Raw genomic sequence first — 13,928 nt, forward strand, 5'->3', positions numbered from 1 at the left:
ACCCCAAAACGGCATTGCTATCTTATGTTTTCCAATGATGTGCCATGTTCTAAATATCGTATATATCAGATGTCGTTATACATTAGGTAACTGCATTGTACCTTTTATGGTTGTAATCGCTGAGCCTATGAGTTTTATACGTCCATTGGGTAATAACTCGGTGCTGACATATCCACCACGCGCAGATGCTTGATAACCATTAAGTTTTACTTTATTGAGCTTTTCTGACCAGTAAAGTGTTAAAGCACAGTGTGCTGAACCTGTTACGGGATCTTCATTAACGCCAACCCAAGGGGCAAAAAAGCGAGAGATAAAATCAAGATCATCACGCTGAGTTGGTGCAGTAATTAACACACCACGACCATCAATTTTTGTTAGGCGATCAAAGTTTGGCGCAAGATTTAATACAATCTCTTCGTTATCAACTTCAATAAATATCTTCGAATCAAAAATACCATAAGCAATAACATGTGTAGCTTCAATGCCTAAAGACGCTAACAATTCTGTGGATGGTGTGATATTAAAATCAAGTATTGGTGCCGGAAAATCGAGTTCTATAGTTGATGATCTAATTAAGGCGCTTAATGATCCTGACAGGGTATTAAATGTCACGGTATCATTAACGTTAAAAAGTTTTTTTTCTTTTAAAATATGAGTAACGGAAAGTGTACCATGGCCACATAGTTTGACTTCAGCTTGAGGTGTAAACCATTTTAAGTTCATGTTATTTAATGATAAAAAAGCGGTTTCTGATACTGCCATTTCCGCTGCAATCGATAGCATTAAATCTTTCGATAACGTTTCTTTTGTAATGCAAACACCCGCAGGATTACCTTTGAATGTTTCATTGGTAAAAGCATCAACTTGATAGATCTCGATATCCATTATTTCCTACTCTTCTTTCTCTTATTTATTATTATCGTAGCAAGTCACCCTGCGTATGTTGTTAACTCATTGTTAAGTTTCTGATATATAGTTTTTTATTCATCCATATATAGATGATTTTAATTATCTACATCAGGGAACAACAAGAAGCGAACCATAAGGTATTTGGTTAGAAAAAATCAGTTTACAAATCCGATTAAAAATGTTTGTGTGGAAGTTATGCAATAATTTTGGTATTATGTAAACAAGTCTTTATATTACTTTTAATGAATTGAATAACTTCACCAGCAAAGCCATATATTGACCTCCTAGCTTATCTATATCTTTCCATATCATGCACTATTGTTGCTTGATAACGGCAACATTCAATTATCGACCGATATAGCTATTTACGATTATGTATTAACAGAGAGACATTCATGACAAAGCAAACTGACATCAAACGAACAACTACAGAAGCTAAAACAAAAAGAAAAGTAGCACCAAAGACAACAGAAAGAAAAGTGAGTGTTCGCGAGCGAATTGAAAACTTACACATGCAGCGCGAATGGGATAAAGAGTGGGAGCTATGATCAATAGCTCATTAATTATTCAGAAGATTAATGATGCATGCATTATTACTCTATTTTGAACGTTAAGTCATTGGGAACAAGACTACCTTAGCAATTTATATCAAAGCCTTATACATTATGACCAAGTATCTGAGAAACAAATAGCGATATGCTCTCAGATTTTTGGGCGCCGCAAACTTCCTCTGTTATTACCGTAATTTTATTGTTTTTTCTATTGTATTTTTCTTCTGTCGTTTTATTTCAACTAGACAAGTTGCTTATTAATTCAAGTATTTGTTACTTTTTAGGTTGGCTGATGACGGTTTAAAATGTAATGATTGGCTTAATAGGCTTCATATTTATCACTGTTTTGGTTTCAAATAATTGTTTTAGAAACACGACATCATTATTAATAGATACTGCATTGATTGCGAAGGGAGACTGGGCTCTCGGTATTGAGCTTACTAACGTATCAAGATCGACCAACTTTTCTAAAGCGTAAAATTTATGCACGTAATCAACGGTTTCATTCGGTAAGCGTAGAGCTGAAAAATGTTTATCCACGACGCGCTTTAATGCCCGCTGTACACGTCCTTCCCCTGAATTATAGGCTGCTAAAGTCAGCTTTAAATCTTGATCAAATTTGTTATAGAGAAAGATCAAATACTGTATAGCAGCATCGGTACTACGGGCAATATTGAATCTTTCATCTTTAGTCTTGGAGACAGTTAAACCAAAACGCTGTGCTGTTGCGGGCATGAGCTGCCAAAGACCAGCCGCTTTTGCGTGAGAGACGGCATGGCGATCGAATGTCGATTCAATCATTGGTATTAATACCAGATTACGCGGTAGCTTTTTAGCATCAAGCCGTTTGATTATATGCTGTACCGTTGTTTGATGTCGCGTGAACTGTTTATTTATCACTTTTTTATGCGGTGATAATCGTTGATAATGTTTACTGACTTGTTGTTCAAATTGCGTTTGGTACTTGGTGGGTATTGGCGTGGATGCTTGGTTTGGATTTGCAAACAATAACAAAATCAGCATGATGAACATACTGAGAGGTAGAGAGAGAATAGTGCATTTTTTATTGCCCAAATGATACCTCATTAGCCTTTAATTTTAATACTGCATTAAATGCGGTGAGCTATAAGCGTTATTGTCATTATGTTGGGGCATTTGAGTATACACTTGATTGAGCAATTCGCTGAAGTTCGCTGATAATATTCCGTTGCGCTGATTTAAGTCATGGCACTGTTTTACTAAGGTTTCTAACGTTTGCCATTGTTGCTGAAGTTTGCTTTTTATTGCATTTGGTAAAGCATGGATCAGTTTATTCATGCTTTGATTATTAATGGGTAAACCGAGCTTATGTAGTTGTTGTGCGCGCTGTTGGCTTCGTTGTGTCAGTTTGCTTAGCAGTGGCAGTTGTTGTTCCGTTAGCTGCGAAAGTAACATACCATCAAATTTCAAATAGCATTGGTGCTGTTTTAACATCAGTTGATAAAGCTGGCGGTAATCAACAATATCGCACTGAATGTCTTTTATAAGTACAGTGAGCATTTGCTGTTTATTGTGAGGATTAGGCATGTTTTACTCCATATAACATTAGCAATGTGTTTATTCATGACCGGTATGAAATTGCAAAATCGCACTCGAAAGCGCTTCAATATCGAGGTTGATTTCCCCGCGGTTTAGAGCATTTTTGATTTGTTCCACTTTTGCCATATCCACATCAGGTAGGGCATTTAACGGTTGCTGTGCTTGTGCTAACAGTTGGCTATCAATGGTGCTGGGCGTGTTGATAGCGCTATTTTTTACGGTCTGAGAGCTTGGCTGTTGTTCTGCTGGTTTTAACTGGGTATGGGAAAACTGCGCGGTTGCAATTTTATCTATTTTCATCGTTTTAATTCCTAAACAAGACGCTTAGTTTACTTAGGCGACCAAACTCATAGGAAGATTAAATAAGAAATGACAGTTTCAGTATTTTTATCGAAAATAGTGTTAGAGCGTATACGATAGATAACGTTCGTGGATATAGTAATCGAACGGTCTCGAAGAAACAAAGCTGTTATGCATACCGAAAACTCATTGTGATTGTTTAAAATCACGCATGGCTTAATCCATTTTCATGTTGAGCGTCTTGAATGAAAAAAAGTAAAGGTTTCACACTGATAGAAATCGTCGTTGTTATTGTTATCCTAGGAATATTAGCTGTCGTTGCAGTCCCAAAATTCTTAAATATTCAGCGTGATGCAAGAATAGCTACCCTAAAAGCGACAAAAGGGGCCTTAGAGTCTTCATTTGCTATATTTGCAGCAAAGACGGAATTACCATCTGCAAACATTTATACTGATAAGTATGGCTATAGGTTTATGCTTAGTGGAAGCTCCACTACACCGAGTAATGAAAATAAAGGCATTCGTATATCAAATTATGATAATTACCCGTGGTTTAGCTCTATTAGCTCTAAAACTGAATATTCAGGCATCGAAGCAATAAAAAAACTGGCTAATATTGACGTATACCCTCTGGATAACAAGGGTAATGCAACACACAAATTAAACATTGAATTTTATACAAATAGAGACGGTGATTTTAGAATTTTCCCACAAGTAAATGATTACTATAGTCACCCTGAACAAAAGAAATGCTACTTACAATATAACGTTGATAATCTAGCTAAACCACATTTTACATTGTTCACATCTGATTGCTGATAACCGAAACGTTAAGTAGCCCTATTCATTAAAAGAATAGGGCTTTCTCACAGAAGCATAATCATTGTTGATTGTTCTTATGTAATGTCGGGATGCGAAGCATAAAACAACAAGTTGAGCTCTATTTATTATCAATGCTTATATTTAATGTAGCGGTTATTTTTACTTATTTTAAAATATTGTTTCTACTTTCCCTTGTGCAACAACACGAGCATGAATGACTTTTTGAGTTGCTGTATTCTCTACTTTAATTTGTTCGTACATTTTTCCATGTTCTAACGCCATTCCTTTGGTTGATGCTTCAAATTTACCTTTCTTAGCGACAATCAGTACTTGATCCCCTTTGTTAATCAGAAACGGCTTTTTTAACACGTTTTCAGTAATCAGTTGTCCTTGGCGAATTCGACGGATGGCATGTAACCCTATCACTTGATCCGCATCAGTGATGATGTTCTTAGGTGCTTTTAGTTGCAGTTCTTTGCTGTCTAGCATGTCCATTGTAATAACCTCGTCGCGATGGATTAACGTGCGGGCTACCATTACTGGAAGTGTTAATTGGACATAAACCGTTGCATTGAGTCGCCAGTTCACTGTTGGGCTTTCACACTTAACTTGTCTTTTTAATCTGCCTACGGGCTGCGATTGATTATCTTGTGCAGTAAAACGAACAGGTTCAGGGCAATGAGGTAATGATGATATGGCCTTCGGAATATTGACATTTATATTTGGAACCACTTTTTTCCAGCCATGAATATCACTGTAATGCTGGATTTCATTTTTTATTTCGTCTACCAAGGCGCTTTTAATTTTCTGTATATTAACGCTATTTGAGGTTATTAATTTAACCTCTTGTAAATTATCAGCAAAAACGCTAAAAGGTAAAAATATAACTAGAATTATTAAATACGTTAAACTCACAAATGCTTTTTTTGCTGGGTTTGACACCACTTCAAGTATCTTCAACATGTTCACTCTTAGTTACATTATTAATGTTAAATTAGCATGCCTTTAATAGTCGCTTTCTACAAAGGCATTAATTAGATGAAGTTATCTGATTTATTGATGATAACCTTATGATTTAATAAATAATTTAGGTTTAAGAGTGCTCTTGTAAATATTAAAACTCAATTATTAATAATAACTTAGCATCAATAGTAAGTCATGATATATAACTTTGCTAAAGGGTTTGATGGTATCTCTTCTTCTTTGATACTAAAACGGCTTTTATCTGACTTGATATCATCTATATTATTGATTTTGCTTGATATTATTCTTTCTGCGGGTTCCGTTACTTTTCCAATAAATGTTATGGTTATCTCTTCACTAAAACTTGATTGTGATAAGCATAATAAAATAAAACTAACTATAAATTTAAACATTTTTCTCTCGATAAGTTTTTTGTATTAGTAATTAAAAGCAAGATTAGTGCCAATACTTATTAGACTTATATTTCTATGTGGATGATGTGGTTTGAGAGCGGAAAATAACTTCATACCTAGTGTTTAGTCAAGCTTTTTATGCAGGTATGTCTAGATATTTATTATATTTAAATGTTGAGATAGAGATAGTTAAATATAAAAACTGTTATTAAGTTTGAAATAGATTCATTAATAGTATCAAAGGAATAATTACATTTAGTTCAATCGTGTTATTTCCTTTCCGATTATTTCCCCTATGGGAAGTTAACTTTCCGTATTTAAATATAACTCCCTGATAATATTTAAAAAATATTTTGGCACGCATTTTGGATTAATACACTCTATTGCAATCTTGGTTGTACTGTCTAAGGAGTGGTTAATGGCAATAAGTTTTGAAAATGCACTTGGTGTTCATCCTCAAACGCTCGATTTTCGGGTGCAAAGAGCCAAAGTGCTTGCCAGTAATTTAGCAAATGTAGATACCCCTGGATACCTAGCAAAAGATATTCGTTTTGATGCCATTGTAAGTCAAATGAGTTTTGGAAAAGTACAAAAAGCCCCGACACAACTTGTGGTGTCTGATGGCTACGCTGTGCCTTACCAGAACTCAAAAGATGGCAATACGGTAGAGCTCAGTGTCGAGCAGGCAAAGTTTACTAAAAACAACATGGATTTTCAGAGCAGCTTAACGTTTATGAATATGAAATTTAAGGGCTTAGCTGCCGTGATTAAAGGACGTTAACAATGGCATTTACTGATATTTATTCCATAGCGGGTTCTGCAATGAATGCGCAAACCATACGTTTAAATACTGTCGCAAGTAATTTAGCGAATGCCGATGCTGTTGCCGCTAATCCTAACGATGCTTACAAGGCGTTAAAACCTGTATTCGCCACCGTTTACAACAAAACTCAATTAACAGGGGATCAAGCAGATTACCCGAGTGCTGAAGTGCGCATTATGGATGTGGTTCAACATGCTGGAGAGGCTGAAAAACGCTTTGAGCCGAGTAACCCACTGGCCAATGAAGAGGGGTATGTTTATTACCCTGATATAGATGTAGTCGCAGAGATGGCAGACATGATGTCAGCTACCCGCAGTTTTGAAACCAATGTAGAAGTGCTGAGTAATGTGAAAAGCATGCAGCAAGGGTTGCTTCGTTTAGGTGAGGGTAACTGATGACCATTGCACAATTTAACGCACTGAGTACCGATGTGCCTGCGATTGAGTCGACCAATATGGCTGTCGCGGGTAACCCGAATAATGCCAACGATGCTAACTCATTAAAAAATGAATTCATTAATTTAATGGTGGCTCAAATTCAAAACCAAGATCCGTTAAATCCGCTTGATGGCACTGAATATGTCGGCCAATTAGCGCAATTTTCTCAGGTTGAAAGTACCGAGAATATGGCGAAGTTGATGCAAAACAGCATGGTTTTACTGGATAACATGCAAGTCCTTTCAACGGCAGGGTTAGTAGGGCAAACCGTTTATGTTGAAGGTAATGAGGTTGCATTAACGGATGCTAAGCAGCAAGGACGGATCGAATTAGACCATGCATCGAGTACCGTCTCGATTGTTTTAACAGATCAACTTGGTAATAAAAAAGTGATGCCGTTAGGCCCTAAAAATAAGGGGGAAGTAGAATTTACGATTGATCCTAACGCGTTGGGTTTAGCTAAAGGGCAATATCAAATCAGTGTTGAGGTGGCGAAAGATATACCACAACCCAGTGTTCTGCTCGCAGGAGAAGTATCGCAGGTCCGCGTGCCCTCTAATGGCGGTGCCGCGTTGGTAAATGTTGAAGGTATTGGTCGAGTACCGTTTTATCAAATTAGCCAGTTTGGCGAGTAAATCTATTTAAGCTTTCGCTTGGTTTAAACCGTGAACGAAAGTAATCAAGGAATGAAGAGAAGAGGAAGTTATGAGTTTTGATATCGCATTAAGTGGATTAGACGCAACCAATGTTCAGTTAAATACTATTAGTAATAATATTGCCAATGTTTCTACCTCGGGTTTTAAGGAGTCACGTACTGAATTTTCAGCGGTATACAATGGTATGCAAGCCGGAGGGGTTGAAGTTGCCGCTATTTCGCAGAACTTTGATAAAACAGGTTCAATTACAGGGACTGGTCGACCGTTAGATCTGGCAATTTCGGGAAGCGGCTTTTTTGTTACTAAAGATCATACTGGGCAAACCTTATATACCCGTTCAGGCGTGTTTGGTTCTGATAAAGATAACAACATTGTTAGTAATAATGGCGCCAAGCTTCAAGGCTATACCGTTGATGCGAATAACAATTTACAAGCTGGCGCAGTCGGTAATTTAAAAATCACCACCGGTTCACTGCCAGCAAAAGCGACAGATGAGCTTGCTTTTGTGGCTAACTTAGATGCCCGTTCTAGTGTGATTGATCCTGCCATTAATCCTTTCGACCCTAATGCGACTGACAGCTTTAACTCTTCTTATACTTCTAAAGTTTATGACTCTTTAGGTAACCCCCACACCGTTACACAGTACTTCACCAAAACCAATGCCAATGAGTGGCAGGTAAATGTGGTCGTTGATGGCGCGGCTACCCCGACGCAAACCCAAAATGTTGTTTTCAATACCGACGGTACATTGCAATCACCAACGGCTCCTTTTGTTGTGAATTTCAACCCTGCAGGTGCGGATGCGGCGAATATCAATATTGATATAGCTGGGACGACTCAGTTTGGTGCGGATTTTGGCGTGAGTACCAATGCGCCGAATGGCTATACCTCGGGTGAGCTTGCTGGTGTGCGTGTTGAAGATAATGGGATGGTGTTTGCTACTTACACTAATGGACAATCTCAGTTACAAGGTCAAGTGATGCTAGCTGATTTTGCCAACCCTCAAGGATTGGTAAAAACCAATGGCACTTCTTGGATCCAAAGCTTCAGCTCGGGTGCCCCAGTTAATGGTGCGCCAAGTACGGGGACCTTAGGTGGATTAGTTGCTGGCGCTTTAGAAGGCTCAAATGTTGATCTCACCAGTGAACTGGTAAGCCTAATGACCGCTCAGCGCAACTATCAAGCGAATGCCAAAACTATATCGACGTCAGATAAATTAACGCAATCACTCTTTAACGCGGTGTAGTGAGAGGCTGTTATGGATAGTTTTTTATATACCGCAACCAGTGGCGCAAGCCGAGTGATGAAAGCGCAGCACGTGCGTTCAAATAACTTATCAAATGCTGACACAGCAGGTTTTCGTGCTGATATGGAGCGAGTGAAAAGTATCCCGTTACAGGGCGCGGGATTTGATGGTCGCACTATGGTTGTAACTAACTCAGCAGCGACACGCTTTGATGCAGGGGATGTGATCAAAACAGGGCGCGCACTGGATATTGCGATTAATGGTGATGGCTTTTTTACCGTACAAACTGTCGCTGGTAATGAAGCCTATACCCGTGCTGGCAACATTCGTGTTGATGATCAAGGCATGATGCGAGTTAACGGTTTTCCATTGATGTCAGAAGGGGAAGCCTTAGTGCTACCAGAACATCAAGATGTGGAAATCAGCGATAAAGGTGTGGTGACTGTGGTGCCTCCTGGCGGTGGTGCCAAGCTTGAAGTCGGACAATTAAAGTTGGTTAATCCGGAGTTTAATCAACTGCAAAAACAAAGTGATGGCTTATTACATCCAGTAAATGGCCAAGTCTTTGCTCAAGACCCGAGTGTAGCGATGACGGCTGGGCATTTAGAAGGCAGTAACGTGTCGGCGATTAATGAGCTGGTTAGTGTGATGTCGCTAACTCGTAACTTTGAAATGCAAGTGCGAATGATGAAAACCGCAGAAACTTTAGCACAAGCTGGAACCCGCTTAATGAACCCACGTTAATCACGTAGGTAAACATAATTACAAGGAGAGTCATCATGCATTCAGCACTTTGGGTCAGTAAAACAGGAATGGCAGCACAAGATACAAAAATGACTGCGATTTCCAACAACCTTGCCAATGTTAATACGGTAGGTTTTAAGCGTGATCGTGTTGTTTTTGAAGATTTGTTTTACAGCATTCAACGTCAACCAGGGGCGCAAGTTGATCAGTTAAATCAATTACCGAGTGGAGTACAGCTTGGTAGTGGTGTGCGTGTAGTCGGTACACAAAAAGTGTTTACGCAAGGAAATTCACAAAATACCCAACAACAGTTGGATCTTGCTGTAATGGGCTCGGGTTTTTTCCAAATAGAAAATTCCGATGGTGAAGTGATGTTTAGCCGTAATGGCCAGTTTCACGTTAACTCTGAAGGCTTAATGGTGAACGGACAAGGTCTGCCACTTCAACCGCAAATTCAAATACCTGAAGAAGCGAATACGATATCCATTGGTGTTGATGGCCTTGTCACGGCGACGCTAGCAGGGGATCCAGAGCCGCAAGAGTTAGGGCAAATTACCTTAGCGAAATTTATTAATCCAGCAGGCTTAGAAGCGGTGGGCGGTAACCTTTATAAAGAGACACAAGCCAGTGGTCAGCCGCAAGAAATGATTGCAGGCACTGATGGCGCAGGCAGTTTGAAACAAGGGGCGCTAGAAGGTTCGAACGTGCAAGTAGTTGAAGAAATGGTCGATATGATCACCACTCAACGCGCTTATGAAATGAATGCCAAAGTCGTTTCTGCCGCTGATGACATGCTGAAATTTGTCGCTCAAGCCGTGTAAGGAGTGAGGATGAAGACGCTTTTAATGCTGCTATGTTTGCTCTCATTTGTATCAGGTTGTGCGGTGCGTGAAGAGTTTATTCCGCCTGAACCTAATGATGCTGCATTTGCGCCACCGGATCTTGATTACAGCTTACCTGAAGCCAAGCATGGCAGCTTGTATCGCCATAATTATTCGATGACCTTGTTTCAAGATCGCCGTGCCTATCGGGTCGGCGATGTATTAACGGTGGAGTTGGATGAGCAAACGCAGTCAAGCAAAAAAGCCAATACCAAGTTTGGTAAATCTTCCTCTATTGAATTTGCAGCGCCAACATTAGGTAATAAAACCTTTGATGATCTCTCTGCCAGTGTTAGCGGTGATCGTGGTTTTGATGGCACTGCTGCCAGCACTCAAGGTAATAAGTTGCAAGGGGCAATCACTGTCACTGTTCATAAGGTATTACCTAATGGCGTGTTGATGATCCGCGGTGAAAAGTGGATCCGACTTAACCAAGGGGATGAATATATACGCTTAACGGGCGTGGTTCGGGTTGATGATGTTAATCGTCATAACCAAGTGTCTTCTCAACGTATTGGTGATGCGAGGATCACTTATTCTGGCAGAGGCGCACTGGCTGATAGCAATGCTGCAGGCTGGTTAACGCAATTTTTCACTAGCCCATGGATGCCTTTCTAATGAAAAAAATAGTTTATTTTATCCTGTCTTTTTTGTGGGTAACGTTGGGTTGGATGCCACTTAACGTTAGCGCTAAAACAGCAGTTCCTATGATGGATTTAGTGGATGTGCAAGGCATACGCTCAAATCAGCTGGTGGGTTATGGTTTGGTGGTAGGTCTTGATGGCTCAGGAGATCGAAATCAAGTGAAATTTACCAGCCAATCTATCACCAATATGCTGCGTCAGTTTGGGGTACAAATTGGCGATAGGATCGATCCAAAGCTAAAAAATGTCGCTTCAGTGAGTGTGACAGCCACCGTTGAAGCGATGGCGGGACCCGGTCAAGAGCTTAATGTTGTTGTTTCCTCTATTGGTGATGCAAAAAGCCTACGTGGCGGTACTTTATTATTGACGCCACTTAGAGGTATCGATGGTGAAGTTTATGCTGTTGCACAGGGGAATGTCGTTGTTGGAGGGGTAAAAGCAGAAGGGCAAAGTGGTTCAAAAATCACGGTCAATACACCCACAACAGGGCGAATTCCTAATGGTGCCACGTTAGAGCGAGAAATACCGACGGACTTTAATAACAGCAGCATCGTCACGTTAAATTTACGCCAACCGAGTTTTACCACCGCGAAAAATATTTCCCGTGCAATCAACGCGACTTTCGGTCCAAAAGTGGCGACTGCGGTAAGTAAAGGTCGAGTGGAAATGCGTGCGCCGCAAGACCTACAACAGCGGGTGACTTTTATGTCGATGTTGGAAGACTTAAAAGTAATGACAGGGAGAAAAGCCGCGCGGGTGGTATTTAATGCGAGAACAGGAACGGTTGTGGTTGGCAAAAATGTCCGTGTGAGTGAAGCGGCTGTGAGCCACGGTAACCTTACCGTGACGATTTCAGAAAGTGATCAAATCAGCCAGCCTAACGCCTTTAGCCAAGGTACAACAGAGCGAGTCAATAATTCTAAAGTTGATATCAACCAAGATGAGGCACAAATGTACATTTGGCCTGAAGGGACTGAGCTTAATACTATCGTAAATGCCGTGAACAGCTTAGGTGCGTCACCTGATGATCTTATGTCTATTCTACAAGCGCTACATGAAGCAGGCGCATTGAATGCAGAACTGGTAGTGATTTAGGAGAGTTAGATGAAGTTCGACGACAATATCAGCGTAATGAACAAAACTAATGTTCTATACCATGATAATAATGGTTTGCAGCAAATCAAACATTCGCTATCTGATGAGCAAGGTTTAGAGGTGGTTGCTGGGCAATTTGAAGCGATGTTTTTACAAATGGTTTTACGCCAGATGCGAAGTAGCAGTGATGTCTTGGCTGATGAAGATAATCCATTTTCCAGTAAACAACAGAGCGTCTATCGCGACTTTTATGATGGCCAGTTAGCGATTGAAATGGCGAAACAACAGCAAACAGGCATTAAAGAAATGTTGATGAAACAGTTAAATCCTAACCAAGGATTTAATGATGTTCAAAATAGTGCCGCATTAACTCATCAAGTACTGGAAAAACAAGACACACCAAAGCCTGTTAACAATGAAGCGGCCAATCAATTGGCGATTCGAACGTGTACTGCTTTTCAACAATCATTGCAATCTTACAAGGAGCAGTAATCGCTATGAATATGATTAATATTGGTTTAACAGGGTTAAATGCCAATAAAACGGCGCTTGATGTTACTGCTCATAATGTTGCTAATGTTAATACGCCAGGATTTAGTCGACAGCAGGCAATGATGAGTGCTCTTGCTGGCAACGATATATTAAGTGCGGGAAGTGGTGTTGACGTTGCCAGCATACGTCGTATTTCAGACCAATTTATTGTAAAGCAAACATGGGCAGCAACCAGTCAACAAGCAGCAAGCAATGCGAATTTAGACAATATGACGATGCTCGAAAGCCTTTTAGGTGGCGAGGGCTTTAACATTAGTGCTGGTCTTGATTCTTTATATTCGGCGCTAAATGACGCGACGCTTAAACCTGAATCTACCCCTAATCGCCAGCAAATTATTAATGAAGCTAAAGCGTTATCTCGTCGCTTTAATACCTTGTCTGAATCTTTACATGGTCAAGGTAAACGTATCAGTGACAAGGCCACGGCGTCGATTGAGCATGCTAATAGCTTAATGAACAACATTGCTGATATAAACCATCGCGTTGTTGAGACACAAGCGACAGGCGGTAATCCTTCTCAGCTTATTGATGAACGTGATGTATTAATTAAACAACTATCTGAAGTAGTAGAGATCAGTTCAACCCAGCAACCAGATGGTAGCCTACAAGTCACTCTGGCATCGGGTCAGCCCTTGATCTTAGGTAGTGATGCTGCGCAATTAAAATCGACTCCGATAGTTAATGAGCCGTTTATTAAGAATATTGAAATTAATTTTTCTGGGCAAACCTTTGCAGTTACAGGTGAGTTAGGAGGGCAGTTAGGAGCATTTGATAGCTATCTTAAAGACACCTTAAAACCGACCCAACAAGCCCTTGATGAGATGGCACAAAACCTAGCAACCGAATTTAATCAGGTACTCGCGACGGGTTTTGATTTAAACGGTAATCCAGGCCAAGCATTGTTTTCATTCGATCCCAATTCACCAGCGGCCAGCCTTGATATCACCGCGATCACACCGGCTGAGCTGGCATTATCTTCAGATGGGACACCGGGTAACAGTGATACGTTACAAGCCTTGATCAATTTGTCGACGAAACCAATGGCGATCACAGGGTTAGGGAGTGTGACCTTGAATGATGCATTTGCTTCTATGGTGGGTAAAACGGCAATAGAAACGCGACAAGCCGCCGTTGATCAAAAAGCCGCAGAAACCTTATTTAGTCAAGCCAATGCAGCACGAGATAATTTAAGTGCGGTTAACAGTGATGAAGAAGCGGCAAACCTAATGACATTTACTAATGCTTATCAAGCAAACATGAAAGTGATCAGTACAGCCAATGAACTGTTCGACTCAGTATTACGATTATTGTAAGG

At 40.1% G+C, this 13,928-nt stretch carries 17 protein-coding genes; 12 read left to right on the forward strand and 5 right to left on the reverse strand.

Annotation, left to right across the window (positions count from 1 at the left end; all coding sequences use genetic code 11):
- Window positions 1–75: 75 nt before the first annotated feature.
- Entirely contained in the window at window positions 76–885 is an 810-nt protein-coding gene (locus tag C9J38_RS18350) for a PhzF family phenazine biosynthesis protein (protein WP_107208341.1), read from the reverse strand.
- Window positions 886–1,304: 419 nt separating this feature from the next.
- On the opposite strand from C9J38_RS18350, the gene C9J38_RS21925 reads away from it, so the two are divergent.
- Window positions 1,305–1,457: a hypothetical protein gene (locus C9J38_RS21925; protein ID WP_199187097.1), complete on the forward strand. Its 153-nt coding sequence runs from the start codon at window positions 1,305–1,307 to the stop codon at window positions 1,455–1,457.
- A 303-nt stretch (window positions 1,458–1,760) separates the two neighbouring features.
- On the opposite strand, the gene C9J38_RS18360 is transcribed toward C9J38_RS21925, so the two are convergent.
- From C9J38_RS18360 to flgM, 3 genes are all read right to left on the reverse strand, one after another.
- On the reverse strand, window positions 1,761–2,483 hold the full coding sequence (locus C9J38_RS18360; RefSeq protein ID WP_107208342.1) for a lytic transglycosylase domain-containing protein: 723 nt from the start codon (window positions 2,481–2,483) through the stop codon (window positions 1,761–1,763).
- 75 nt (window positions 2,484–2,558) lie between these two features.
- A complete protein-coding gene (flgN, locus tag C9J38_RS18365) occupies window positions 2,559–3,026 on the reverse strand; it encodes a flagellar protein FlgN (RefSeq protein WP_107208343.1) in 468 nt (155 codons plus the stop codon).
- Window positions 3,027–3,056: 30 nt separating this feature from the next.
- Complete coding sequence (gene flgM / locus C9J38_RS18370; RefSeq protein ID WP_107208344.1) at window positions 3,057–3,338, reverse strand: flagellar biosynthesis anti-sigma factor FlgM; 282 nt, start codon at window positions 3,336–3,338, stop codon at window positions 3,057–3,059.
- A 245-nt stretch (window positions 3,339–3,583) separates the two neighbouring features.
- On the opposite strand from flgM, the gene C9J38_RS22140 reads away from it, so the two are divergent.
- Window positions 3,584–4,156, forward strand: coding sequence for a prepilin-type N-terminal cleavage/methylation domain-containing protein (locus tag C9J38_RS22140; RefSeq protein WP_107208345.1), 573 nt, complete (start codon window positions 3,584–3,586; stop codon window positions 4,154–4,156).
- A gap of 171 nt (window positions 4,157–4,327) precedes the next feature.
- Here the strand turns inward: C9J38_RS22140 and flgA are convergent, their stop codons facing one another.
- Window positions 4,328–5,122 (reverse strand): flagellar basal body P-ring formation chaperone FlgA, encoded by a 795-nt coding sequence (gene flgA, locus C9J38_RS18380; RefSeq protein WP_233218530.1) that lies wholly within the window; start codon window positions 5,120–5,122, stop codon window positions 4,328–4,330.
- 831 nt (window positions 5,123–5,953) lie between these two features.
- Here flgA and flgB point away from each other — a divergent pair.
- From flgB to flgK, 10 genes are all read left to right on the forward strand, one after another.
- Window positions 5,954–6,316: a flagellar basal body rod protein FlgB gene (gene flgB / locus C9J38_RS18390; RefSeq protein WP_107208347.1), complete on the forward strand. Its 363-nt coding sequence runs from the start codon at window positions 5,954–5,956 to the stop codon at window positions 6,314–6,316.
- Between the two features lie 2 nt (window positions 6,317–6,318).
- On the forward strand, window positions 6,319–6,753 hold the full coding sequence (flgC, locus tag C9J38_RS18395) for a flagellar basal body rod protein FlgC (protein ID WP_005364289.1): 435 nt from the start codon (window positions 6,319–6,321) through the stop codon (window positions 6,751–6,753).
- The gene (gene flgD / locus C9J38_RS18400; RefSeq protein WP_107208348.1) at window positions 6,753–7,430 is read left to right on the forward strand and encodes a flagellar hook assembly protein FlgD; all 678 of its coding nucleotides are present in this window, start codon (window positions 6,753–6,755) and stop codon (window positions 7,428–7,430) included. Before flgC ends, flgD begins: the two co-directional genes overlap by 1 nt.
- Window positions 7,431–7,500: 70 nt before the next feature.
- Window positions 7,501–8,697 (forward strand): flagellar hook protein FlgE, encoded by a 1,197-nt coding sequence (gene flgE, locus C9J38_RS18405; protein WP_107208349.1) that lies wholly within the window; start codon window positions 7,501–7,503, stop codon window positions 8,695–8,697.
- 12 nt (window positions 8,698–8,709) lie between these two features.
- Window positions 8,710–9,441 carry a flagellar basal body rod protein FlgF gene (locus tag C9J38_RS18410; RefSeq protein ID WP_107208350.1) on the forward strand — a complete coding sequence of 244 codons (732 nt, stop codon included), beginning with the start codon at window positions 8,710–8,712 and terminating at the stop codon, window positions 9,439–9,441.
- Window positions 9,442–9,476: 35 nt separating this feature from the next.
- Window positions 9,477–10,262 carry a flagellar basal-body rod protein FlgG gene (gene flgG, locus C9J38_RS18415; RefSeq protein ID WP_107208351.1) on the forward strand — a complete coding sequence of 262 codons (786 nt, stop codon included), beginning with the start codon at window positions 9,477–9,479 and terminating at the stop codon, window positions 10,260–10,262.
- 9 nt (window positions 10,263–10,271) lie between these two features.
- Window positions 10,272–10,940, forward strand: coding sequence for a flagellar basal body L-ring protein FlgH (gene flgH, locus C9J38_RS18420; RefSeq protein WP_107208352.1), 669 nt, complete (start codon window positions 10,272–10,274; stop codon window positions 10,938–10,940).
- Entirely contained in the window at window positions 10,940–12,061 is a 1,122-nt protein-coding gene (locus C9J38_RS18425; protein ID WP_107208353.1) for a flagellar basal body P-ring protein FlgI, read from the forward strand. Before flgH ends, C9J38_RS18425 begins: the two co-directional genes overlap by 1 nt.
- Before the next feature lie 9 nt (window positions 12,062–12,070).
- Window positions 12,071–12,553: a rod-binding protein gene (locus C9J38_RS18430; protein ID WP_107208354.1), complete on the forward strand. Its 483-nt coding sequence runs from the start codon at window positions 12,071–12,073 to the stop codon at window positions 12,551–12,553.
- Window positions 12,554–12,558: 5 nt separating this feature from the next.
- Window positions 12,559–13,926 carry a flagellar hook-associated protein FlgK gene (flgK, locus tag C9J38_RS18435; RefSeq protein WP_107208355.1) on the forward strand — a complete coding sequence of 456 codons (1,368 nt, stop codon included), beginning with the start codon at window positions 12,559–12,561 and terminating at the stop codon, window positions 13,924–13,926.
- The last annotated feature ends 2 nt before the right edge of the window (window positions 13,927–13,928 follow it).

The organism is Photobacterium sp. GB-210 (genome assembly GCF_003026075.1).
Classification (GTDB): domain Bacteria; phylum Pseudomonadota; class Gammaproteobacteria; order Enterobacterales; family Vibrionaceae; genus Photobacterium.